Origin of the sequence: Paenibacillus sp. FSL L8-0644 (assembly GCF_038008165.1) — a bacterium.
Lineage (GTDB): Bacteria > Bacillota > Bacilli > Paenibacillales > Paenibacillaceae > Paenibacillus > Paenibacillus polymyxa_D.
Genome location: NZ_JBBOYN010000001.1, coordinates 3,950,596 through 3,974,282, shown reverse-complemented (window position 1 = coordinate 3,974,282; position 23,687 = coordinate 3,950,596). Strand labels below are relative to the sequence as shown.

At 45.5% G+C, this 23,687-nt stretch carries 21 protein-coding genes; 18 read left to right on the top strand and 3 right to left on the bottom strand.

The annotated features are described in order from the left end of the window. Nucleotides 1-25: 25 nt before the first annotated feature. The 13 genes from NSS94_RS18020 (at nucleotide 26) to NSS94_RS17960 (ending at nucleotide 13,997) form a co-directional block, all read left to right on the top strand. Nucleotides 26-2,677, top strand: coding sequence for a molecular chaperone (locus NSS94_RS18020; RefSeq protein WP_341039833.1), 2,652 nt, complete (start codon nucleotides 26-28; stop codon nucleotides 2,675-2,677). A gap of 62 nt (nucleotides 2,678-2,739) precedes the next feature. Then, nucleotides 2,740-3,252, top strand: a complete 513-nt coding sequence (locus NSS94_RS18015; protein WP_029515675.1) for an RDD family protein — start codon at nucleotides 2,740-2,742, stop codon at nucleotides 3,250-3,252. 68 nt (nucleotides 3,253-3,320) lie between these two features. Continuing rightward, nucleotides 3,321-3,899: an RDD family protein gene (locus NSS94_RS18010; protein WP_029515674.1), complete on the top strand. Its 579-nt coding sequence runs from the start codon at nucleotides 3,321-3,323 to the stop codon at nucleotides 3,897-3,899. Nucleotides 3,900-4,006: 107 nt separating this feature from the next. Beyond that, nucleotides 4,007-4,783, top strand: a complete 777-nt coding sequence (locus tag NSS94_RS18005) for a hypothetical protein (RefSeq protein WP_029515673.1) — start codon at nucleotides 4,007-4,009, stop codon at nucleotides 4,781-4,783. Between the two features lie 25 nt (nucleotides 4,784-4,808). Beyond that, nucleotides 4,809-5,408 (top strand): hypothetical protein, encoded by a 600-nt coding sequence (locus NSS94_RS18000; RefSeq protein WP_341039831.1) that lies wholly within the window; start codon nucleotides 4,809-4,811, stop codon nucleotides 5,406-5,408. Continuing rightward, nucleotides 5,405-6,817 (top strand): phage tail protein, encoded by a 1,413-nt coding sequence (locus tag NSS94_RS17995; protein ID WP_318627527.1) that lies wholly within the window; start codon nucleotides 5,405-5,407, stop codon nucleotides 6,815-6,817. The genes NSS94_RS18000 and NSS94_RS17995 overlap by 4 nt, the downstream gene beginning before the upstream one ends. Further along, the gene (locus tag NSS94_RS17990) at nucleotides 6,814-7,461 is read left to right on the top strand and encodes a hypothetical protein (RefSeq protein ID WP_341039828.1); all 648 of its coding nucleotides are present in this window, start codon (nucleotides 6,814-6,816) and stop codon (nucleotides 7,459-7,461) included. The genes NSS94_RS17995 and NSS94_RS17990 overlap by 4 nt, the downstream gene beginning before the upstream one ends. After that, on the top strand, nucleotides 7,443-7,967 hold the full coding sequence (locus NSS94_RS17985; protein ID WP_341039826.1) for a hypothetical protein: 525 nt from the start codon (nucleotides 7,443-7,445) through the stop codon (nucleotides 7,965-7,967). The genes NSS94_RS17990 and NSS94_RS17985 overlap by 19 nt, the downstream gene beginning before the upstream one ends. A 15-nt stretch (nucleotides 7,968-7,982) precedes the next feature. Then, the gene (locus NSS94_RS17980) at nucleotides 7,983-8,375 is read left to right on the top strand and encodes a DUF4280 domain-containing protein (RefSeq protein WP_069012500.1); all 393 of its coding nucleotides are present in this window, start codon (nucleotides 7,983-7,985) and stop codon (nucleotides 8,373-8,375) included. Nucleotides 8,376-8,396: 21 nt separating this feature from the next. Beyond that, complete coding sequence (locus NSS94_RS17975) at nucleotides 8,397-11,123, top strand: hypothetical protein (RefSeq protein WP_341039824.1); 2,727 nt, start codon at nucleotides 8,397-8,399, stop codon at nucleotides 11,121-11,123. 10 nt (nucleotides 11,124-11,133) lie between these two features. Continuing rightward, the gene (locus tag NSS94_RS17970) at nucleotides 11,134-11,622 is read left to right on the top strand and encodes a hypothetical protein (RefSeq protein ID WP_029515665.1); all 489 of its coding nucleotides are present in this window, start codon (nucleotides 11,134-11,136) and stop codon (nucleotides 11,620-11,622) included. Nucleotides 11,623-11,678: 56 nt separating this feature from the next. Then, nucleotides 11,679-12,299 (top strand): suppressor of fused domain protein, encoded by a 621-nt coding sequence (locus NSS94_RS17965; RefSeq protein ID WP_051718019.1) that lies wholly within the window; start codon nucleotides 11,679-11,681, stop codon nucleotides 12,297-12,299. A 765-nt stretch (nucleotides 12,300-13,064) separates the two neighbouring features. Beyond that, on the top strand, nucleotides 13,065-13,997 hold the full coding sequence (locus NSS94_RS17960) for a DUF2167 domain-containing protein (protein WP_340933956.1): 933 nt from the start codon (nucleotides 13,065-13,067) through the stop codon (nucleotides 13,995-13,997). Nucleotides 13,998-14,167: 170 nt separating this feature from the next. Here NSS94_RS17960 and NSS94_RS17955 read toward each other — a convergent pair whose 3' ends face one another. Further along, a complete protein-coding gene (locus tag NSS94_RS17955) occupies nucleotides 14,168-15,199 on the bottom strand; it encodes a PocR ligand-binding domain-containing protein (protein WP_322252139.1) in 1,032 nt (343 codons plus the stop codon). Between the two features lie 188 nt (nucleotides 15,200-15,387). On the opposite strand from NSS94_RS17955, the gene NSS94_RS17950 reads away from it, so the two are divergent. The 4 genes from NSS94_RS17950 (at nucleotide 15,388) to NSS94_RS17935 (ending at nucleotide 20,781) form a co-directional block, all read left to right on the top strand. Then, complete coding sequence (locus NSS94_RS17950; protein WP_341039822.1) at nucleotides 15,388-16,521, top strand: glycerol dehydrogenase; 1,134 nt, start codon at nucleotides 15,388-15,390, stop codon at nucleotides 16,519-16,521. A gap of 1 nt (nucleotide 16,522) precedes the next feature. After that, on the top strand, nucleotides 16,523-18,283 hold the full coding sequence (gene dhaK / locus NSS94_RS17945) for a dihydroxyacetone kinase subunit DhaK (RefSeq protein ID WP_341039821.1): 1,761 nt from the start codon (nucleotides 16,523-16,525) through the stop codon (nucleotides 18,281-18,283). Nucleotides 18,284-18,511: 228 nt separating this feature from the next. Beyond that, nucleotides 18,512-18,763 (top strand): hypothetical protein, encoded by a 252-nt coding sequence (locus NSS94_RS17940; RefSeq protein ID WP_039273050.1) that lies wholly within the window; start codon nucleotides 18,512-18,514, stop codon nucleotides 18,761-18,763. Nucleotides 18,764-19,167: 404 nt separating this feature from the next. Beyond that, entirely contained in the window at nucleotides 19,168-20,781 is a 1,614-nt protein-coding gene (locus tag NSS94_RS17935; RefSeq protein WP_340886173.1) for a cellulase family glycosylhydrolase, read from the top strand. A gap of 331 nt (nucleotides 20,782-21,112) precedes the next feature. Here the strand turns inward: NSS94_RS17935 and NSS94_RS17930 are convergent, their stop codons facing one another. Further along, nucleotides 21,113-22,117: an LLM class flavin-dependent oxidoreductase gene (locus NSS94_RS17930; protein ID WP_341039819.1), complete on the bottom strand. Its 1,005-nt coding sequence runs from the start codon at nucleotides 22,115-22,117 to the stop codon at nucleotides 21,113-21,115. Between the two features lie 151 nt (nucleotides 22,118-22,268). On the opposite strand from NSS94_RS17930, the gene NSS94_RS17925 reads away from it, so the two are divergent. Continuing rightward, a complete protein-coding gene (locus NSS94_RS17925) occupies nucleotides 22,269-22,592 on the top strand; it encodes a DUF3817 domain-containing protein (RefSeq protein ID WP_029515655.1) in 324 nt (107 codons plus the stop codon). A gap of 129 nt (nucleotides 22,593-22,721) precedes the next feature. Here NSS94_RS17925 and NSS94_RS17920 read toward each other — a convergent pair whose 3' ends face one another. After that, entirely contained in the window at nucleotides 22,722-23,672 is a 951-nt protein-coding gene (locus NSS94_RS17920; RefSeq protein WP_069012508.1) for an acetylxylan esterase, read from the bottom strand. Nucleotides 23,673-23,687 lie beyond the last annotated feature (15 nt).

Below are 23,687 nucleotides of genomic sequence, written 5' to 3'. Positions count from 1 at the left end.
ATGGCTAAGAAAGGACATGTGAACGATGAACGGACCCTATACATACAGGTTGCTAGACCCGCTCACCGATCGAAAAAGCATACGCTTCACGGCGAAATACACGCGGGCGGAATTGGAGCAAATGACGACCTTTCAGTTACGCGGAATATGCGATAAGGAACGACTGGTCGAGGGCTTTGCCAATCGCCTGGCACGTGAAGAGTTGATTCGCGTGATTTTACGTTTTCGGAGCGCGGAAGAGCATTTACTCATCACAAGGCCAAATCCTGGCGGCTTTGAACGCATGGAATCGGCACTACAGCGAAACTGGAACGACCGTCGGCAGGAGAGCAGCGGCATCCGGGTTCCCGCCAAAATCACGCTGTATCAGGGTGTACGCACAGGTCGCATGGACAACTACCGGATTAAATCCGATTTGCCTTGGCTGAGCTCATCTAATGTGCTGCTGGTGAATGCAACAGGAGAACTGTGCGGTGTTTTGAATTTGGTGAAGGATGAGACACGAACAGGCGTATATTATCTTTCTCGTCATCGTGATGCTGAACTGCGAGAGACGTCCAATCATAGTTATAGCCTGCTGTTTCTGCGAAGACAGGAATCAGAATATTTTTATAACCTCTACTATGGAGATAAGCCAATGCTGCCGCTGAAGCTTCAAGGTCACCGGATTCCGGTGGCAGAGCTGATCATTCGGGGCACGGAAACTACAGATGCGGTACTTGCGATTGATTTTGGCACCTCGAACACCACAGCAGGTGCTTATTTGGATAGCTCCTACGTTACGGCTCCTGATACAGGTATGAGCAGCACAGTAAGGCTGAACGCCATCAATTATGTGTCATTCCCCGGCCCAGAAGGGGCAGAAGGCGACTGGATCGAAGTATTGCCGACTGCTATTCGCGTCGCAGATTGCTCCAATCCAGAACATATCCTTTATGTATTTGGGGAGGATGCACTACGTGGATCTGACGTGGCAGGAAGCCGTGCAACAGTATTGCGGGGGATCAAGCGGTGGGTCAACGATTATAAGCGAATTGAGGAATTAATGGATTCCGAGGGGAATACAGCAACCGCTTCCCGCAGTGATATTTTAGCTGCTTTTATCCGTTATGTGATTGCTACAGCCGAGCAGCAATTTAAGTGTCGGTTCCGCAACCTGCACTTTTCTGCTCCGGTAAAGCTGCAGCCCCAGTTTATAGAGATGTTTAGTGATATTTTGCCTGATTACCAGATTGAAGCGGAGGATGCGCTGGACGAAGGGCTGGCTGTGCTGTACAACACGCTGGCAGACCAGATGGAACGAGGGACTTTTGCGGACGGTGATGAGTACCAGGCACTTGTTATTGATTGTGGTGGAGGCACGACAGATTTGTCTTCCTGCCGATTCCGAATTGAGGACGGACGTATTGCTTACAAGCTGGATATTCACACAACATATGAAAACGGGGATACCAACTTTGGCGGCAATAATCTGACGTATCGGATTATGCAGTTTATGAAAATTGTATTTGCAGGTTATTATGCTGCCGAGACGCGTTTGCCTGACACCGATATTGATGCCCTGATCGGCATTCCTTCGGGAGATTTGTACCGTCATGTGGATGAGTTTGGTGTAGATGCTGTATATGCGGGACTGGAGGAGCGCTACCGAGAGGCAGAGGCCATCTTGCCTACTGCGTTCAAACAGTATGAGCATGCTACACGGGATGAATATCAGCGGGTACTGAGTAATTTTCATCTATTGTGGAGCGCGGCAGAAAATATGAAAAAGGAATTTTTTCTACGTACGGGGATCTTGCGCAGCCGCTTCGAATCCGAGCAGGTATTATCTGCTGAAAGCGACCTGAACATTGCAGTGATGGACCGTTGGCTGGTTTCAGTCATCGAGAACGGACGGTTTCGTGATGAATATGGTTTGCCTGATGTGGTGTTTAACATTCGGGAAATACAGCAGCTTCTTAAGGCGGACATCTACAATATTGTGCGCAAGTTTCTGGATGAGTTTTATCTGGAGGGACGCTTGCAGGATTATTCGATTATCAAGCTAACCGGGCAATCCTGCCGGATTGACGTATTTCGCGAAGCACTCAAGGAATTTGTACCGGGGCGCAGTATTGAGTTTCGTCAAAAGGCAGAGGACCTCAGCCGGGTACCTGAGTTGAAAATGGCCTGTCTGCGCGGGGCTATCCGTTACCTGAACGCTAAAAAAATGGGCACGATTGAGCCTGTCATTACCAATCATATTCCGGCTATTCCGTACACGGTCAGCGCATGGACGCATACGGGACGCGAGAAGGAGCTGATTGCGAGTTTGGAAAGCAATCGGGTACGCGGTTCTATTTCCCGGCCGTCTCATGCGGCTGAGGTGGAGTTCTTCCTGACGGCCGACGGCGGCAAGCTGCGTCAGCGCCATGTGTATCGTAGTCGGCCAGAAGCTTTTGAACCCATGCCGTATGAGGAAATTGCAGTGCTGTACGGGCGGGATATCCCGCAGGATGATACGGACTCCATCCGTAATGGGGAAACGAAATATTTTGTTTTTGTCGGAGATAGCCGCTGGGGCTTTTATGTAGTGCCGATTACTCGCCGAGATGAATTGCTGCATCTGGGACCCAAACGCTTTTTTGCCTTCGAGAATGATCTCTCCGAGCTGGATTTCTTTGACGGCACGAAATAGTAAATTAAGGGTTTTGCAAAATGCTGAAATTAGAAAAGTACACAACACTTGGAGGGGATAACGTGCTGTATGCAGGTTTTTGGAAACGAACTTTGGCTTATATCATCGATGGCCTTATTCTATGGTTTGTATTTTTAATATTTGGATTGATCTGGATGGTAATTCGGACCTTAGGGGATTGGGTACCGTCTCCGGCAGAAAGCTCTTTGCTCTCAGACGGATCGTCTTCTATTGTTACCATGAAAGTAATAGGACAGACCTTGCTGAATTGGGGAGCTATATGGCTATATTATGCGCTTATGGAATCATCGAAATGCAAAGCCACGGTGGGCAAGCTGGCTCTCGGCATCGTTGTAGTAGATGAGTTTAATCACAAGCTCAGCTTTGGACGTGCTAGTGCCCGCTACTGGAGTAAGCTTCTATCAGTCATCATTTTGTTCGCCGGCTTTATTATGGCAGCCTTTACGGCGAGAAAACAGGCTCTCCACGATCTGATTGCCCGTACCTACGTTGTGGACAAACGCGAGCTGAATTATATCCTTCGTGAGCAGGCTGGGCGCGGAGCTGGAATGTAACATTTAGGTTGGCACACAGATTCAAAGATTCTGATGAACAGCAGGCTTTAAACAGGAGGAGCAGTAGGATGTACGCTGGTTTTTGGAAAAGATTTTTAGCCCATTTGCTAGATTATACTATTTTATTTGTGACTATTCGTTTGATTGATACGTTGCCGTTTGTGACGATAGGGTTTGTCTCTGCGTTCGTAAAAATGCCGAATTTTTCGGAGTTTGTTTCACACTTAGACGATGTGTCGGTGAGAATTTTGGGAGCTATTATTATTTTTGGCCCTCTTTTATTGGATTGGCTTTACCACACCATCATGGAATCATCAAAATGCAGAGGAACGGTCGGCAAGCTGGCTGCGGGGATTGTCGTTGCGGATGAAAATAATGAAAAAATATCTTTCGGACGGGCCAACGCCCGCTACTGGGGTAAAATCATTAGCTTAGTCACTATATTTGTAGGCTATATCATGGCAGCTTTCACTGAAAAAAAGCAGGCGCTGCATGACAAAATCGCTCGTACCTATGTGGTGAACAAAAATTGGCTGGACTACTCTGAGTATATTAAGCAAAATCCATCGCTGACAGAGATGCCTGTCCCGGCTCCTGCACCCGGTGTGAATCGGTTGTCCGTTCCCTTGAATAAAGAAGAGCAGTAATGACGTCGCAGAGCGACCCGGCTGGCGCATAACGTTGCTACGCAATGTCATTACTGAGGTGCCGGGCGACACTTGTGCCGAAATCGGCACGGAGAGGAGGAAACCACATGTTAACCCATATCGTGCCGAAGTTCGAGAAAGGCCGTATTCTCAAAACCGAGATGCTAGAGAACCTGCGGGACTACCCCCGCAGCTTTCTCGATATCCGGTATCAGGATTATTCGGATGGCATCATTACAGGAATGAACGTAACTGTCGGGGAGTACACGCTAACCATTGGTAGAGGCATCGTGAAGCACAAGGGTAGATTGTATCTGCTGGAGCAGGAGCAGGAAGTGCCGTATGCGGCCACAGGGCGGCTGTCGGTGTTGAAGCTGCTCTTTTTGGAACAAACAGATCGCCCGGATTTCACAGCCCATCATGCAGATATCGTGCTGGAGGATGAGGCAGAAATCGGTCTGGATGAGATGGAGCTGGGCCGATTCAAGCTCAAAGAGGGAGCCGTGCTTCGCTCGGATTATCAGGATTTTGCCGACATGGCAACGGAATTCAATACATGGAGTGATATCCATGCTCCTTTTGCGGGTTTGAAGCAGAGTACATTGCGCCCGGAGACGATGCGCTACTTCGCATCCGAGCTGCTTAAAAGTGGTGCATCCGATCCGATGGATTGTATGTTTGCCCTCATATGCCTGAACTCAGAAGCCGTAGACAGGGAGTCCATTCAGCATTACATCGCAAACCGAAATGGTGCGGAATACAGAGATTATTCTCATGCTCAGTTGCATAGACAGCTAGTTCTTATTCTAGAAGGCGCCGGACGTGGAAAACGAACAGCAGGCCGTTGGCAGGGCGGCGGAGCCGGACGGATGATTGTGGATTAGAAAATCAGGTAGAGGAGTGTGCATTATGAAATATGAGGATGAAAAGATTTTGGATCAGCTCCGTGAGATGGAGAAGCTGAAGAGGCCTAACAATATTTTAGCAGGACCCATAATCATTGACGGTCAATCCTATGTGTTTGAAGAGCGGTCTTTCTTTAAGGGTCGGCTGAAAATGCATGTCCCCTCTATCTTTACTCCAATGCCCAAGCATTTGCAAAAGATTAAATATCCTCATGAGCAACGTCCAGAAATGATTTTGACGAATGATTTGGGCAGTGTGGATGTTACCCTGAATCGGGTGGACCAGACGCTACAAGATGAATGGGTGGAACAGCTCACTTCTGGCATGAAGGCAATGATGAAAAATATGAATCCTGCCCATGTATTTTATGAAGAAAAAATAGAAGAGGTACATGGTAAGCAGATTGGCTATTTTGACTTTAAAAGTCCTGCGCTGGACCAGCCCATCTACCACAATATGTTCTACTTTGAGCTGGAAGGAAAGACGGTCATGGGAACATTTTGTTGTCCGTATAAGCAGTATGCTGAATGGCGGGATGTCGCCCTACAGATGATACGCACCATTCAAACGGTTGACGAGGCAGAAAAGGAGGGATATGAATGAGTAACCCCATTTACACCACAGCAGATGTTCAGGTGGCCCCTTATCAGTTTCAACGTGTATTAAGTATCCATCTCATTAAACAGTTAAACGAACATGTGAGCTTCTGCATACGTGGAATTGTTTCGGAGGACAAGCTGGATCAATACGTAGAAAAAGCAGATGAAGATGAGCACATCGAAGTCTTCTTAAAAAGTGAAGGCAAGGAGATCCGGCTTTTTCAGGGAATCGTCACGAATATTGCTGTAAAAGCTGTAAACGGAGTACGCGAGCTTACGATTGAGGCTAGCAGTGAAACCTTAATAATGGACATTCGCCCCAAACGTCGTTCATTCCAAAAAACAGCGGAATCATATAACAATCTATTTTCGCATGTTACAAGTTCATATACTGATGCAGAAGTGATTGACGAGGCTTCTCATGGCGCAGCTATCGGTGAATTGTTAGTGCAATACAATGAAACGGACTGGGCTTTTGTCAAAAGAATTGCTTCTCGGCTGCATGCTGCTTTAATTCCAATTACGATGCAACAAGGATTGAAATATGTGATTGGTATCCCCCATTCTAGTGCCCCTCAACCGCTGAACGAACATAACTATTCCATAAAAAAAGACTTGAAGGAGCACAAGCTCATGTCCCGTAACGGACTGCCGGAATACGGTGAGTCTAACAGCTTGAGTTATGAAGTGACCAGCAACAAAGTGCTAGAGCTGGGCAGTTCCGTCATTTTTCATAGAAGAACGCTTTACATAGCTAGGGCGGAGACGACCACGGAAGGAAATCTGATCGTTAATCGTTACATTTTACGGGATGCACATGGGTTAAAATGCCCAACCGTCTATGCCTATGATCTTTCAGGAGCCTCTCTGTTTGGCAAGGTAATTGATATTTCCAAAGAAAAAGTAAAAATCAAGCTGGAAATTGATCAAGGCTCGACTGCATCCGGGGCTATGTGGTTTCCCTATTCTACGGTTTATTCTTCTCCTGATGGCAGCGGTTGGTATGTTATGCCGGAAGCAGGTGATCAAATTCGTCTGTACTTTCCGGATGAACGGGAGCAGCATGCTTTTGCCGCCAGTTCTGTCGATCTTGCCTCCTCTGATCCCGTTAAAAGAAGTGATCCTGCGGTCAAGAGTATCAGCACTAAATACGGTAAACAAGTCGTTTTCAAGCCTGGTGCAGTAGAAATTATCAACAGTGGGCAAATGCTCATGCGTCTCACGGATGAAGGCGGGATCGAAATTAACAGTAACAAAAAAATAACCCTGTCTGCTCAGGAAGATATCCAAATTACAGGGGGAGCGAAAATTATTATGGAGGGGAAAGAAGGCGTAAGTTTTATTCAATCCGGAGCCAAACTCGACATCATGGATGATGTGAGATTAACCGGGGGAAAGGTGAACATTGAATGAAGCTCATGGATCGGGATGCTGCGTTGCAGGATTTGCTGGAAAAGCACGTATTTACGGAATGGATACATGATTTGGCTCTTATTGAAAACAACTTTCTGACGCGCCAGCAAGCCATTGAAGACGAGCTTATAGCAGCTTTAGAGTCGCTATGCCAGCTCGCTACCCTTCAGCACGAGCAAGGTCGTAAGGGGGATATTCGATACATTTATATCTCCTTGCTCAGAACTTGTGTTAGGAAAAATAAAGCGGTTTATCGTATAGATGCCTATGATGAAAATTGGTTTCTGGATGAGACTGAATGCGCTGTGGAATGGTCGGCAGACTTTGTTTTCGAGCCTCTGTTCAATCGCATGACTAAGCTGGAAAAGCTTAAATCAGATTATGCCCGTAAGATCACGACGATGGATATTGAACAAATTCAACAAATTGAGGCGGTCAAATACCATCTGCTCACTGTTGAGTTCTTGAAAAGCCAGATGCCAGTTTTTATTGCTTCCCCTTCGTTAGAAAGGATGCCAAAAGCAAATGTATGCACGATATTTGCTGGAGAATATCGAGATGATAACGAAATATTGTGCCGTTTTACGCGTAGTGAGGGAGCCGAGACACGAGAGGGGGAATCTTCATGGATTATTTCCTCTTAAAGCAGGATGTGCGGTATACCCATGTTCCTACGCTACAAAAGGTGATGGAAACGATTGATCCATGGAAGCTGTATGATTTGCAGCCGGAGGATATTGTCAAGCCATTGATGTTTCACGTGAAGGCAGATGCAGAAAGTATTTTTATTGATTATCTAGAAGGTCCCATTCCACTCATTTCAGATGCTTTAAAGCGCCTTGTCCAGGCCTATGTGCCGGAGATGCCTATGAAATTAACGATACTTACTCAGATCGAACAGAAGATACAGAAGAATTACTATATTCCTTTTGTGGAGCGGCTTGCAGCAGTACATCCAGAAAGCGAATGGAATTTAGATCAAAGTGTGCTTAGAAAGCTGGTATTACGTGCAGATGCTATTCGGGGCCACAAGATATTTAGAATCCAGGAGAGTGCTATCCCGATGATCATCGTCCGTTTGGACATTGCGGAAAGTATATTGCGGCGTGATTATACCGGGATCGCTTTGGAGCAAATTCAGGTGAAATAGGGAGGGAAAGGGCACATGTCAGACAATGAGTATTATGTCGTACGGGGGGCTTGTATGCGTTGCACTTGCGGGACGCATCCTCGAAAGATCAATTTGCCGAACAGCCACGGGGCTTATGTTAACGGTAAACCCATGATGAATGAAGGAGATTATTCTCCTGAGAATGTCCCTCATTTTGGAATTTGTACCAGTCCAGAACAGCCGAGTGCCGAGACTATATATCTGATCGCCGAAGATGGATCCACAATCTCAGGGAAGCCATGCCTACCAATGCTGACGGATAAGTGGAAAAACACAAAAGAACCGACAAAGGTGGAAGGCCAGCCAGCCTTGACGACCTCTTCATTTCAGAGTTGTTTATATCATGGATTTATCGAATTTCATACGAATGGCCAGCAGGAGGAGTAGCTGGAAGGGAGGTTTGAAAACATGATAGGATATGATCAGATTCGAATAGATTCCCCCTACCCCATTCAGGTCTTAAAGGATGTTCAGATCGAGTGGAAGCCGGGTGAGCATGGGCGTATTACACTCACAGGCATTTGTAAGGAGTCGAGTCATGCCACGGCTGCGCTGAATGCGACCTCAGAGGATCAGCTACATGTGTATGCGCAGAATGGACAAGAGGAAATCAGCTTGTTTAAGGGTGTCGTCCATACGGTAGAAGTTGAGAACCATAATGGAGTGTATACACTTACACTGGAAGGAATCAGTGGCTCATTTGAGCTGGATATTGTCAAAAGAAAGCGGTCTTTTCCTGAGGAAAAACAAACATATAAACAGTTAGTGAATAAGCTTGCTCAAGGCTATGAGCGAAGTGATGTCTTGTACCAGACCGGAGAGCAGTCGGTAGGCGAAGCCATTTTACAGTATGATGAAACCGACTGGGAGTTTATGAAACGGATGGCGAGCCGTTTACATACAGTGGTGGTCAGCGACATATGGGAGTCCGCATCGCCGAAGCTGTATTTCGGCATGCCTGCTGGCACCCAGCGAACAATTCGGAAGGATACGCCATATACGGCAAGTAAGGATTTAAAGGGCTATCAGCGGGCAGGCGGAAAGTCAGCCGGGCTACATGATACCGACTTTTTCAAATACGAGATTGAAAGCGGAGAACGGTATGCTCTTGGAGACGAGGTGCAATTTCGCCATAAAATAATGATTGTAACTGAATTGCGAAGCCGCATGGAAAAGGGGCATTTGCTATTCAGTTATGTGTTGGCCCGCGCAGAGGGCATTCGCAGTGATTTCATCCCCAATCCCAAAACAATCGGAATTTCTCTGGAAGGAGAGGTCATTGCGGTACGGGGAGAGGAAGTGAAGCTGCGGCTGGCGATTGATAAGGATGATGGGGTATCCGAGCCGCATTGGTATCCGTTCGCTCCCCCAACGGGAAGTGCGATGTACAGTATGCCGAAGGTGGGAACACAGGCAAGCCTGTACTTTCCAGATGCGTCTGGTTCCAGAGCAATGATTTTGGGTGCGGTTCGTACAAATGGAGACGGTTGCGCGAAAACGAGTAATCCTAATGATCGATATTTTGGAACGGAGCATGGAAGTGAGCTGAAAATGGCACCGGGTCGCATCCATATCATGGGTGATCCGGGTGGGACATTGCAGATGAGTCTGGACGATGCTACTGGGATTGAATTAACTAGTCCCAAGAAGTTATCGTTAGAAGCAGAGCAAGAAATCATTCTGAATACGCCGAAGAAAATCATTATTGATGGAACCAGCCAGGTCATGGCGTATCAAACGGGAGGAAGCACGGGGCTTTCGGTAGAAAACGAATACCACGTGTTGGGAGGAAACGTCTGGGCGGACGGTAGCGACCGAACTGCATACCCGCCGTTTGATGATGAACCGAAGGAAGGCGAGCCACCTCCACCGCCGCCACCCCCTGAACCGTTTAACTGGGGCAAGCTGGGGATGAATATTTTGGGCGGTTTGGCAGTTGTGGCAGCCGTAGCCGTGGTAGCAGCCATTACGGTAGCGACGCTTGGAGCGGGTACGGTGGTCATTGCAGCGGTAGCCGGAGGAGCGCTGCTGGCGGGTGGCTTGGGTGTAGCAAGCTTGGCCGCATCAGATATCGCCCGAGGGGAAGTGAGCGACTTCAGCGACTATGCCCTGACCGGCTTGAAGGAAGCGGGAATCGGGGCGGTATCTGGAGCAATCTTTGGCCCTCTCGGTGTAGGGGGAACCTTACTGAGGAAAGCAGCGATCGGCGGTGTCACAAATGCCGCGGAAAATCTAGCGAGTCAGGTGCTGAGTGGTGAAAAGATCAACTGGGGCTCAGTAGCAAAGGACGCGGGATTGGGTTTTGTCACCGTAGGCGTACTGGATTCCAAAGTAGGCAAGGCCATTGGCGGATTCGCTGAAAAAGTAGGCAGCAAAGTTACACCGCAATGGATTAGCAAAGGTGTAGATGCAGTCGGGGCAGGCTTTGGCAAAGCTGTAACCAAGCTGGAGCAGGCCGGCAGTAAACTGGGCCAGAAGTTCAATGAGCAGCTGAGTAAAATGGCAGAAGGCCTCAGCCCCGGGAAGTTGGCCACAGCCAACGGAGCGCCAGTTCCGCACGTTAATAAGATGGACAGCGGACCACTTCCACAGACGGATGTGCAGAAGAATTACAACAAGGTCATGAAGGAAATGGAAGAGAACGCGGCGAAAAAGGTTGAGGGAACAGTAGGAAGTAAAGAAAAAGTAACTGTTAAGAAGTATGGTGAGTGGAAATATGATAAATCTGGGAAGCAAAAGCATCACCTTAATCAAGATGCTGCATTTAAAAAAGATGGGAATGGCAAACAGGTAATCCCGTCAGATGAAGGATATACTATCGAATTAGAGGGCAATGCATTTAAGGATGTTGGTTCACCACATTTTATGGCACATAAAACTATGGAAGAATTTTTTAATAGATATAGAAAAGGGGATAAAAAAGGTTTAATTCCTACAAATGCTGAATATAACGTAGCATTATATAAATCGTTGAGAAAGGCCGGATTAACCGAAAAACAAACCTTAGATGTAGTGGAGAAAGCTAGAAGCCAACGGTTAAAATATGGTTTACAAGATGATGATCCAATACCAAAAATACCAGGACAAATAAATTCTATATATAAATATTTATTTCAAAAAATAAAACTAAACTGAGGGGAAGAAAATGAACGAAGTAAAGGATTTTTACGATAATACAATATCTAAAATTGACTTTTTCAGTAACTGTGGGGATGCTATTAATGCTACACTCAATGTTAATGTTACGCAAGTACGTAACTGGGTTGATGTTGAAAAAAAAGTTAATTCTACTTGGGATAATGTTAGACTCCAAATAAGAAATCAACTAACTTCGACTCTACATGAGAATTGGCGAGAAGAATACAGACAGTGGAATAATATTACTATGGAGGCTAAATTATTACTTAAGGATGGAGTCCTTAAAAATATTTCTACTTTTATAGAAAGAAATAAATTAAACAATTGTATATATGAGAGCGTTGAGTGGGATTTGCTTACTGCAATGATGGAATATGCCTATAGCACGTATGTAAAACCAGGCTTTCATACAGAATTGTTGGAAATATATAATTCAGGACATATACCTTGTGGTTGGAAAGGGAAGTGGCCTCAAGGAAGCCTATTGGTATTCTAACAGCCTATGGGAGGACTTCAATACAAAGAGATTGCTTATAAGAGGAAGTGATAATATTGGATATAAATAATCAATTATTAGAACATTATAAGAAATACATTGGTGAGCCAGATTTAATAAATATAGAGACCGTTTCAGAAAGTCTAAATATAAACTTAATCATTTTTCGAGCAAACGACCAAAGAGACTTTCATACTATTATAACGTCAGGAATGAGCTTATTACCTGCACAAGTTTCAGAAGATAATAAAGATTGGGAATATACAGAACTTATCATGTATCTTCCGGCATCATGGCCTGTGGCTAAAGAGGATATTAAAGATTTTAAAGATTATTGGCCATTTGGTTGGCTAAGAAAACTTGGCAAGTTCCCGCATGAAAGAAACACATGGTTTTGTTATGGAGACACTATACCTAATGGGGATCCTCCAGAACCAATTGCAAATGACAATAATTTCACTTGTATGCTATTATTACCTCCTATTCGTGAAGATGAAGGGTTTAGCTCGTTAATGTTAAGTAAAGATAAAACAATACAATTTTTAGTTGTTTGTCCAATATATCAGGAAGAAATGGAATTTCAACTATCAAAAGGTTTTGGTGCTCTTCTTGAAAAGTTTGATGAATACAACGTAAATGATATTGTTGAAGTTAATAGATTAAATGCATGTAAATAAAGATATTAATAGCTAATTAAAAGAGCGAGAATAACAGATTGTAAAAAGAATTCACACAATTAATTGGGCCCAAAATTATAATTTATCTTAAAAAACTTATTTCACTCGAACATGAGAGGAATAAGTTTTTTTCTCGTAGAGAATAACCAGTTGTGCGCTATGGTGACACTATAAAATATTGGTGAATAGTCCCTAGTCTCCAAAACAAGCAGTGAACTCTTAGAAGGCTACTCAATGATTAGCTTATTTCTAATTAAATCGACTCTATGAAAGCCTATACATTCTTTTAAATAAAAAAGTTGACATATGTCTAAAAACAGGCAAAAAGTCACTAAGACTAAAGTCTCTTGTTAGATGAATTATGCATTCCTTAATCTGATGAAATTCGACATTTTTTATGCTAGATGGATTGTTCGAAATTAAGCTAGAAGTCAATGGGGTTGTCGTATCAAGGAATAAGCCCCGTTTAGGAATTCATAAGTAGGAAACTGGAACGGAGAAGCAGTGCTATTGCGCAATTGTGCTTGTCCTTTATGAGGTTTTCTAATCGTTCATTCACATTTTATTAATTCAGTTCGATTAGATTAGAATATTTGCATACATATGTATAAAAATGAGTATTAAGTCTCGGAAACTCCCTTTGCTACTGTGAATTGACAAAATATGAAGCAGTGGCTAATATGGTTGGGTACACGGGAGATATTGGAATTTATAAAGGGGTAATGAGTTTTGAACAAGAGACTAGATAACAGATGTAGTAACAAAATGAAATGGGGCCAAACGATTTTTGGAGCGCTGTTGGCGCTTAGTCTGGTGTTACTCAGTGGGGGTAATGCGTGGGCCTCATCCAATGAACAATTAAATTGGATTGAGGGCGGCCGAAAGGTAGATCTGGGAAAAATGGCTACGGTTGAACTGGACTCATCTCTTCTTTTCTTGGATGCAGCTAACACAGCAAAGGCAAGCGAGATGAATCATGATAAGCCATCTGGCAAGGAAATTGGGAGTATATTTCCGAAAGATGAAAATCAAAATTGGGAAGTTGTTTTTGAATACGATGAACTTGGACACATCAAGGATGATGAAAAAGAAGATATCGATGCGGATGCTATTCTAGATAGTTATAAAGAGGGGACGGAAGAGAGTAACAAGGAAAAAGCGGAAAGTGATCGCTTGTATGTTACGGGCTGGGATGTCGAGCCTTTTTATAATGAAGCGACCCATAATCTAACCTGGTCTATGTTGGCGGAGGATGGGAACAAGGAAAAGCTGATCAATTATAATGTTCGCTTGCTCACTCGTCAGGGTTATATCTCTGCAATATTAGTGTCCGATCCTGCGCATTTGGACGCAGATAAGAAGTTTTTGAATGAGAACATATTACCCAAGCTGACAGTCAAATCAGGTGAGCGGTACGAGGAATTTAATGCTTCAACGGACAAAATTTCCGAATACGGCCTAACCGGGTTGATTTTGGGAGGAGCAGGCTTGGCAGTAGCTAAAAAAGTAGGCTTGTTGGCATTACTCATTGCTTTTTTTAAGGGCGCGGGAATTAAGGTTATCCTACTTATTGGTGCTGCTTGTGCAGGTGTGTTTGGCGTGATAGGCAAGTTTTTTGCCAAATTATTTCGCAAGAAAAAATCGGAATCCATGCACAATGAAACGAACGCCCAGGATCAGTCAGAAACACTACAGTAAAGATAAAAAACACTCCATAAAATTGCTGATAAATAGGGGATGATGATTGAGCGCAAAACACAATCTGAGGCAGCCTGATAAGTACACACGAACATGTAGCTTGGGCAGAAAATTATGAACAGATGATCATGGTGACGTTAGACCCGTGAATCATCTGTTTTTCGTTTGTTTTATCCCTTGTAATACTTTCGGTACACCGCGGGCGTTGTGCCTTCATACTTTTTGAATATTTTGATAAAATACCCCGGCTCATTAAAGCCGAGCTCGCTACTGATCTGAGATACAGGAATATCTGTAGCTTCGAGCAACTGCTTCGCCCATCTAATCTTCAAGCGGGAAAGATAGCTGGAAAAGTTCTCACCCGTTTCCTTGGCAAACAGCCGACTAAAATAGCTTGGGCTAATGTGGCACAAGTCAGCCATGGCTTTCAAAGAAAAAGTTTCACCCTTGTGCTCAAAGATATATTCGAAGGCGGGTTTGAGTACGGGATTTCCGCACGGAATATCCACATCTTCTGAGGAATTCAGATAGGCATCTGCTAAGAAATTATTCATTTCTTTCTTAAGGTTTTCGATATGCTCCAGCGAGTAGCCAGGAAGGATCTCGGACAACTGCGGAGTGGAATGTGTGGCCGACGCCTTCTCGAACATTTCCGCGAGAAGATTTTTGTTCATGGCTTCTTCTACAATATAATTACACAATAAGGATAACATGTTGGAGATCGTCTGAATTTCCTGATAGGTCATGGAGGGCAGATCGGCGTAGTCGTTCTTAAGTTCCTCCCATTTGGAACTGTACAGTTTTTCATTTTTTGACGTGAGGATTTGCTCCAGCTGTAGGGCACTCGAAGGATCGGCTAAGCGGACCTGACCTGCCATGACGGCGCCGATGTACTTATCGTCAATAATGATCGGTACCGCGATGTCGACGATGTCATAATGACAGAGATAAATATAAGGTTTGTTGGAACGTACTGCTTCAAGTCCACCGCGAGAGTCACATTTTTGGCAGTAGGGAAGGAGATTCTCATTCTGACGAACCTTCTTGCAGAACGATTGGCATTGGCTGTGGCTAGTTACGGGATTCCCTTTATAATCGACGGTAAGAATAGCTAATTGGGTAACGGATGCTAATGAATCCTGCAACTGCTCCCACTTTTTCAAATCAAAGATTTTCTGGATGCTCAAATGTTCACGTATCAAGATCTCATCCCTTAATAGTAAATTATCCTGTAAGCGATAACAAAAAAGTACAATTCGTGATCCTTAGTGCAAAAAAATACGATTGTAGATTATAATATATTCCTTGATTCCTCCAATGTAAAGTTTACATGGTTCGGTTATAGTTTTAATCAGAACGAAGCCAACACAATCATAAGGAGGAATTATAGATGAGAAAAGCTTTTATCAGCCCAAGCAAATATGTACAAGGTGAAAATGAATTGTTGAATTTGGGTTACTATGTGAGCACCTTCGGCAAATCCGCTTTACTGATTGCGCATCCTGCCGACGTGGCGCGGGTAAAAGATAAACTTGATTCCACTTTGGGTAAATATAACGTGACTTTTATTGAAAGCGGTTTTATGGGTGAGTGTTCCAGACAGGAAGTATCCAGACTTCAGGAAATTGCTACTGCAAGCGGATGCGATTGTATCGTAGGTCTTGGCGGCGGGAAAGCGATCGACGCGGCGAAATGCGTAGCTCAAGGGGAAGCGCTTATCATCTGTCCGACGATTGCTGCGACAGATGCACCGACAAGTCACTCGGCCGTTCTGTACACTCCGGAAGGTGCTTTCGACGATTACGCCTATTTTAGGCAAAGTCCGAGTGTCGTATTAGTCGATACCACCGTAATTGCCAATGCACCAACCCGATTCCTTGTGTCAGGTATGGGTGATGCACTGTCAACTTACTTTGAAGCCCGTGCGACCTCCCGTTCTTACTCCAGGGTCAATGCCGGACTGCCTAATGGAGTACGCGAAGGACAGTGTGCGCCAGCAGTAGGCACAAATGCGGCGATTGCACTTGCAACGCTATGCTATGAAATGCTGTTGAAAGACGGTGCCAAAGCAAAAGCGGCATGTGATGAAAACCAGGTTACGCAAGCACTCGAAAATATCATTGAAACTAATATTTTACTCTCAGGCCTCGGCTTCGAGAGCGGTGGACTTGCGGCGGCCCATGCGATTCATGATGGACTCACGATTTTGGAAGGCACGCATCATTATTATCATGGAGAGAAAGTTGCATTCGGCACGATCGCACAGCTGGTGCTCGAAAACGCACCGACGGAAGAATTACATCAGGTACTTGATTTCTGTTTAGCCGTCGGTTTACCGGTCTGCTTGGCTGATATCGGCGTCGATCATATCAGTCAGGAAGAACTTATGGAAGTAGCTGCAAAGGCCTGCATTTTGGAGGAATCGATTCATTCCATGCCGTTTCCGGTCACAGTGGAGCAGGTTGCAGCGGCAATCGCTGCGGCCAACCGTATCGGGAGCCAGTACAAAGCGGAGGTAAAGTAGCATGAAAAAGGTCATCAACCGTGCGGAAAATTTGGTCCTTGAGATGTGCAGTGGTATTGCGCTCGCGCATCCTGAGTTGGAATTTCTGCCAAAATACAAAGTGCTCAAGAAAAAGGAATTGAACGCGGAGAAAGTAACGCTCATCAGCGGCGGTGGCAGCGGGCATGAACCCGCCCACGCCGGCTTCGTTGGCCAAGGGATGCTCGATGCCGCGGTCTGCGGTGATGTCTTCGCCTCTCCCTCACAAATTCAAGTATATCAGGCCATCCGAGCGACGACCGGGAAAAAAGGTGCGCTGCTGATTATCAAAAATTACAGCGGCGATATTATGAACTTTAGAAACGGCGCCCATCTGGCCACTGAAGACGGTCTGGAAGTGGACTATGTAAAGGTTGAGGACGACATCGCGGTAGAAGACAGCCTATATACAGTCGGACGGCGCGGAGTGGCGGGAACGGTACTCGTCCACAAGATCGCGGGTGCAGCGGCGGAAGAGGGCCGGAGTCTGGCGGAAGTTAAAGCAGTAGCCGAGAAAGCCGCTGCGAATGTACGCAGTATCGGATTCGCATTGACTTCGTGTACCGTGCCGGCGAAGGGCACGCCAACATTAGAGCTCGGGCATGATGAAATCGAGTACGGTGTTGGCATTCACGGCGAGCCTGGGACCAGCCGCGAGAAGCTGACGGATGCAGATACGCTGGCAGCCAGAATGGTAACCGATCTCCTTCGAGACATGCAGATCGAAACTGGATTCAGCGGAGAAATCGCCCTGTTGATCAATGGTTTCGGCGGTACGCCTCTGCAAGAACTGTACCTCTTCAACCATTCGGTCACTCGCGAACTAGCAGCGAAGGGGGTCAAGATTGATCGTACTTTTGTCAACAATTATATGACGAGTATCGATATGGCAGGTATCTCGGTTTCCATCATGAAGCTGGACAAGGAACTGAAAACGCTCCTCTCTCATGAAAGCAACGCGCCTGCGTTCAAGGTGGCTGGACCTGTTGATCATGTCGTATTCACGGATATTTCAACTGTAGCAGACGAAAAGCGGCAAATATCCTTTGAGGTAGAAACGGACCCTGCCTTCGCAGTTATTGAAAACAACAAAATTACGTTGAACAATCTTACCTACCTAGTCGATAAGATGAGTGAGGTTATCATCAAGAATGAGGTACCTTTCTGCGATCTTGACGCTCATGCAGGCGACGGCGACTTTGGCATGAGCGTTGCTAAGGGATTTCGTCAGCTGAAACGGGAATGGAGAGACATCCTGAATCAAGACTCTTTGACGATGGGAGCCTTTCTTCATTCATGCTCGCTCGTCATCATGGAATACTGCGGTGGCGCTTCGGGTCCGATCTGGGGCTCAGCATTTCGCGCAGCGGCACGATCTGCTGGCGAACGAACCGAACTCACCGTTTCCGAATTCGCAGATATGATGCAGGCTGCGGTGCAAGGCATACAATCAACAGGCGAACGTTCTTTCGGCAGAGGAGCCGTTGTTGGCGATAAAACGCTTATTGATGCATTAGTGCCATGTGCAGATAGCTGGTTGGAGAGCGCAAAATTAGATTTTGACGTGAAGACAGCCTTTGTAAGTGGTGCTCAAGCCGCTGTATTAGGGGCCAAAAAGACGGAAGACATCGTGGCGCGTATGGGCCGTGCCGGAACGGTAGGAGAGAGAAGCCTTGGTTATCCAGACGCGGGGGCTTATGCGCTTGGTGTGATTTTTACGGAGCTTGCTGATTGTTTGAACTGATTTTCTATAAATCCAAAATTACTGGCACGAACACTTCGTTTAGATTTCCATTCCTGCCCGTACCACTCGCTAATTCTTAAAAATTCAAGGTTTGTTCATTGCAATTGATGTGCATTAGGTTTATAATTTCAGACGGATTCAACGGGCTTATCCCGGAATCCATGGGAGTTCATCCCATCTGAGCTAGCTTACTGCATGCTCAAATATGAATTAAGCGAGGGATTTACAATGAAAACCTGCTGCACCATCCAAGTTGACGAAGACAGTTTAGTTATTGATTTGCCAGAAGAAGGAACCACGCTAGAGTCCCTGCTCGGTGATATTGAGAGCTGTGGAGGTAGTGAAGAACCTTGGCTGCAACTTATTGACAAGGTAATAGGTAACTCATCTGAGACTGTACTGACAGAGCAAGCGACGGATGGCGGCGATATGAAGAAAGATCAGACGACCAAAGAACCTCAAGCAACTGCTCAGGGGTAATAGGGAGATCATACGTTAAGACGATATTTGTAACATTATTCGATCACATATAAGATCATCTATAAGACTGCTACCGAGCCAAGGCACGGGAAGCGGTCTTTTTTTATTAAAATAACTAAAATTCTCCGAATTTTGCAATTAGTAAATGAGTCTTTTGTCCCTTTAGTACTCCATAGTAGCCAACCAAGTAGAACACATCCCAAAACCGTGACTTCCTGTTCATTTTCTATCATAAAGTCGAAATGTAACATGGAACTAACTATAATAGTAGTATCATCCATATACAGGTAAGTGACATCGATGTTTGGACCTGATCCTCTTGTTGTATAAAGGAGGGGGTAAAAGAGCAGAGAACAACGTACTGATAAGTCTCATCTACTTTATAAAAAGGAAGGAATGTGTAAATGATGAATGGGCAATGGATCCTGTCAAGGATCGCAAAAAGAGTAGCGGTGATGCTAACAGCAGTATTACTATTAACGTTAACGAACGGATTCAACTGGAATACGCAAACAGCAGAGGCTGCTGGGACGACACCTGTGGAACGTTACGGACAACTTTCAGTAAAGAATGGTAAATTGGTGGATAAAAACGGTAAACCTGTGCAACTCAAAGGTATTAGCTCTCACGGCGTCCAATGGTTTGGGGATCTGGTAAATCAGGACTCTATGAAATGGCTACGGGACGATTGGGGCATTTCCGTATTTCGGGTTGCACTGTACACTGAAGAAGGTGGTTATATCGCCAATCCTTCTTTGAAAAATAAAGTGAAAGAAGCGATTGAGGTAGCACAGAAACTGGGCTTGTACGTCATTATCGACTGGCACATTCTTTCAGATGGCGATCCGAACATTCATAAAAATGAAGCCAAAGCTTTCTTTAATGAATTTTCAACTCAGTACGGCCATTTACCTAACGTAATCTATGAACTTGCCAATGAGCCGAATGGAAATGTGAACTGGAACAATCAAATCCGACCTTATGCGTCTGAGGTATCTCAGGTTATTCGCGCTAAGGACCCGGACAATATTATTATTGTAGGAACAGGCACATGGAGTCAGGATGTACATGATGCAGCAGACCATCCACTTCCAGACAAGAATACAATGTATACCGTACATTTCTATGCGGGTACGCATGGACAATTCTTGCGCGATCGGGTCGATTATGCACTGAACAAAGGCGTGGGCATATTTGCTACCGAGTGGGGTACAAGCGATGCTTCGGGTAACGGTGGTCCGTTCCTGAATGAATCCAAAGTATGGACTGATTTTCTGGCTAGCCGTGGAATCAGTTGGACTAACTGGTCGCTGTCAGATAAAAATGAGACCTCTGCTGCGCTGATGTCTGGTGCTGACCGTAAGGGCGGATGGCCTGATTCACAATTGTCCGCTTCTGGAAAATTCGTAAAACAGGCGATTCTGGAAGGCTCCAGCAACATTGGTGGAGGCGGAAACAACGGTGGGGATAACGGCGGAGATGGCAACACTGGCGGTAATAACGGTGGTGGCAACAACGGCGGCGATAACGACAACGGAGGAAGTACACCAGGCAGTAACGATCAAGGAATTGTGCTACAGTATCGCACCGGTGACACAAATGCCAAGGATAACGCAATCCGTCCTGAATTTAATATCAAAAATAAAGGGAAAACAGCTGTGAAGTTGAGCGATCTAAAAATTCGCTACTATTACACAGATGAAAGCAAACAAGCTCAGCAGTTTTTTGTAGACTGGGCCAGGATTGGCAATGAGAAGGTAAAAGCAACTTTTGTAACATTGCCGAATCCAAAGGCCAAGGCTGATAAATATGTGGAGATTTCTTTCACAGATGGAGCCGGAACGATTCAGCCCGGTGGGGAAAGCGGAGAAATTCAACCCCGTATTCATGCTGCAAATTGGAGCAATTTTGATGAGACCAACGATTACTCCTATGGTGCTACCCAAAAAGCATTTGCAGACTGGGACCATGGCACTGTATATCAGCAGGGTAAGCTGGTTTGGGGTATAGAACCTTAGGAACCTTAGAATTTAACCGTTATTAACTTTATCGGAATGAGTAAAGAATGGGACTTTTGGGTGCAATTTTTCCAAGGTTTGGAGTATAGAATATGCGCCTTTGGTATATACGAACTGGAACTTTAGGAGGTAACAACTGGAACTTTAGTTTCGATGTGTATACTACCAAAGTACCATATGGTGTTAGACTTTTGTAGTGCTTGAATTACTTCCATAGTGTAGATGGGTTGGTTCCAATGAACCCTTCTCTACGACAAACCCCCGCTGTTGCCATTATAGGCTGGCGGGGGTTTTTTATGTTTCTGAAGCTCAGCCTCCGTTCAACGGCTGTCTATACCAAATCAAAAGCTTTGGCCAGCAGACGGTAGGACTGAACACGTTTATCAAAGTCATGAATGGATGAAACGACCAGTAACTCATCGGTACGATACTGCTCAGCCAGTCTTAGTAGCTGTTCCTTACACTGTTCAGGGGTACCAACAACACGCCATGCTGCGGACTGACGCAGCCGCTCACGATCCAACTCTGTGTATGGATAGGCCATTGCTGTTTTCACCGACGGAAGAGAACTCATTTCTTTACCTTGCATGAGCAAAAGGAAATACAAACTAGCACTGGACGCCAGCTGCTCAGCTTCTTCTTCGGTTTCAGCGCAGGCCACCGTAACTGCCGCCATGGAATGGGGCTTATCACCCAGGATCGAAGGCTGAAATTGCTCGTGGTAACGTGCAGTAGCTTCTACACCGCCTGGAGTCCCGAAAAATTGGGCAAAGGCATAGGAGGCCCCCATCATCGCGGCCAATCGGGCGCTCTCTCCGCTGGAGCCGAGCAACCATAATTCAGGAACGGTCGATATCATTGGGGAGGCATGAAGACCGGCAAACTGATGATTGTCAGGCACCGAATCATGGAAGTAGTCGATTAAATCGAGAATCTGCTGTGGATATTGTTCGACAGATTGGTACTTGCCTTCCTGCAGGGCGCGAGTAGCAAGCGGTAAACCGCCGGGAGCCCGCCCTATTCCCAGGTCGATACGTCCTGGATGGAGTGCCTCCAGCAAACGGAAGTTTTCGGCGACTTTATACGCGCTATAGTGTGGCAGCATAATACCGCCTGAACCCACACGTATGCGTGATGTGTGAGCAGCCAAATGCGCAATCAGCACCTCAGGGCTGGAATGCGCTAGTGTTTTGGAAGCATGATGTTCGGATACCCAATAACGGCTGTACCCCAGTTGGTCAGCTTCGCGGGCTAAATCTGTTGTATTGGATAATGCATCCTGAGCAGTACCGCCTTCAGGAATATGAGACTGGTCCAGTATACCCAGTTTAAGCATTTATAATCACCTCTTACACAACTCTATCAGACACAACTCACTAGGTCAAAATTCAAAATGGATAGGTTGGAGTTTGGGGACCTTTTCGTTATAATAAAGGATGTGTAAAGGATGAGAGTACATCCTTGCTAATGGAGAGGGGATTGAAATTGTGTTAAGAACACCTTTAGGGCGTGTCCGACTCATGCTCTGGATTCAAGCTATAGCTTATTTGGCGATACTATTCACCCACCAGCCGCTGCAAGCAGCGGGCATGGCCCAGGCGGTTATGGTGATTGGTAACATATACCGGGTGAGCTTTTTGTTGCTCCTCGTTGCTTTGATCTATGGGAAAACAGCACTGCATTGGTCTATACGGCGGCCTCTTTTTATTATGTTTGCCTCCTTCATTCCGTTTGGTCTGATGATTATGGATTTTGTTTGGGTGCGAAAATGGACAGGGGATTCGGCAGCAGAACAGCGAGCTGCATCGTAATCTTAGAAGTTTTGTTTTGTGTGAGTTGTCGAGGAGTTTGTCTGGCGTAAGCGGGACTGGCCCCGATGCAGCAGAAAAGAACATTACGCAGGTTGATGCGTGGTGTTCTTTTTTTGTGCACCGGAGGAATTATGAAAAATGCTGCACTAAAAATTCAACTGTTTTACGTCTTTGAAAGCCTTCAACCCAATGTCCGGTAAACGGATAAATTTCAATCGTTTTCGGTGATTCAATACGGTTATAAGCGGCGAAAATCGTCTCTGGCATACACACAGTATCCTTGAACCCTACCGATACCATGATCGGGATACGAATACGATGAGCAAGATTCATCACGTCAAAATAACTTAATGTATGTAGCACCTGCTCCAAATGCTCCGGAAATCGGTTAGCAAATTCAGCTGCTTCCGTCAGCGAACTGGTAGAATTCATCATACCAAAATCCATATGACACATATTGGGGATATCCGCTACTGTAATAGCAGCTTTATCGCTGAGCGCAGCCACCATTAATGAAAGTCCGCCGCCCTGACTGGCGCCACTGATTGCGATTTTAGCCGAATCGACATCCGACTGCTCCGCTACCCAATCTACGGCTCTAAGGGCATCAGTTGTAATCGTTTTGTAGTAGCAGGTATCTTTGTCCAATATTCCTTTCGTTACCCAGCCTTTAACCGTACCATGAGCATCACCCAGACGGTCTCCCGTTTCTCCACCTTGACCACGTACATCTACTGCCAATACAGCAAAGCCAAGCATAAGCCAGGAGGAATAATCTTCAGGATAGCCTTTTCCGCCTGTATAGCCATGAAACAGAACGATACATGGCAGCTTTTGATCTCCGGCAAATCGGGGGCGTACATACCAGGCATGCAGAGGCGTATCATCGACACCCTCAAAAGTAACCCGGTAGGCAAGGATATGAGGATATGGTGTTTCTACGAGAGTTTTGAACGCATGTACAGGTTTGGCGTGGACTTCTTCCAGTGTTTTGGCCCAGAATAAATCTATATCCTTCGGGGCGGTAAGATCGGGTCGATATTGCTTCAATTCGGCAATTCTTTTTTCAATAACATTCATAATCAAAATTCTCCT

Coding starts and splice junctions, on each gene's coding strand:
- NSS94_RS18020 (WP_341039833.1), top strand. CDS start 26: ATGAACGGACCCTATACATACAGGTTGCTAGACCCGCTCACCGATCGA.
- NSS94_RS18010 (WP_029515674.1), top strand. CDS start 3,321: ATGTACGCTGGTTTTTGGAAAAGATTTTTAGCCCATTTGCTAGATTAT.
- NSS94_RS18005 (WP_029515673.1), top strand. CDS start 4,007: ATGTTAACCCATATCGTGCCGAAGTTCGAGAAAGGCCGTATTCTCAAA.
- NSS94_RS18000 (WP_341039831.1), top strand. CDS start 4,809: ATGAAATATGAGGATGAAAAGATTTTGGATCAGCTCCGTGAGATGGAG.
- NSS94_RS17995 (WP_318627527.1), top strand. CDS start 5,405: ATGAGTAACCCCATTTACACCACAGCAGATGTTCAGGTGGCCCCTTAT.
- NSS94_RS17990 (WP_341039828.1), top strand. CDS start 6,814: ATGAAGCTCATGGATCGGGATGCTGCGTTGCAGGATTTGCTGGAAAAG.
- NSS94_RS17985 (WP_341039826.1), top strand. CDS start 7,443: ATGGATTATTTCCTCTTAAAGCAGGATGTGCGGTATACCCATGTTCCT.
- NSS94_RS17980 (WP_069012500.1), top strand. CDS start 7,983: ATGTCAGACAATGAGTATTATGTCGTACGGGGGGCTTGTATGCGTTGC.
- NSS94_RS17975 (WP_341039824.1), top strand. CDS start 8,397: ATGATAGGATATGATCAGATTCGAATAGATTCCCCCTACCCCATTCAG.
- NSS94_RS17970 (WP_029515665.1), top strand. CDS start 11,134: ATGAACGAAGTAAAGGATTTTTACGATAATACAATATCTAAAATTGAC.
- NSS94_RS17960 (WP_340933956.1), top strand. CDS start 13,065: ATGAAATGGGGCCAAACGATTTTTGGAGCGCTGTTGGCGCTTAGTCTG.
- NSS94_RS17950 (WP_341039822.1), top strand. CDS start 15,388: ATGAGAAAAGCTTTTATCAGCCCAAGCAAATATGTACAAGGTGAAAAT.
- dhaK (WP_341039821.1), top strand. CDS start 16,523: ATGAAAAAGGTCATCAACCGTGCGGAAAATTTGGTCCTTGAGATGTGC.
- NSS94_RS17940 (WP_039273050.1), top strand. CDS start 18,512: ATGAAAACCTGCTGCACCATCCAAGTTGACGAAGACAGTTTAGTTATT.
- NSS94_RS17935 (WP_340886173.1), top strand. CDS start 19,168: ATGATGAATGGGCAATGGATCCTGTCAAGGATCGCAAAAAGAGTAGCG.
- NSS94_RS17930 (WP_341039819.1), bottom strand. CDS start 22,117: ATGCTTAAACTGGGTATACTGGACCAGTCTCATATTCCTGAAGGCGGT.
- NSS94_RS17920 (WP_069012508.1), bottom strand. CDS start 23,672: ATGAATGTTATTGAAAAAAGAATTGCCGAATTGAAGCAATATCGACCC.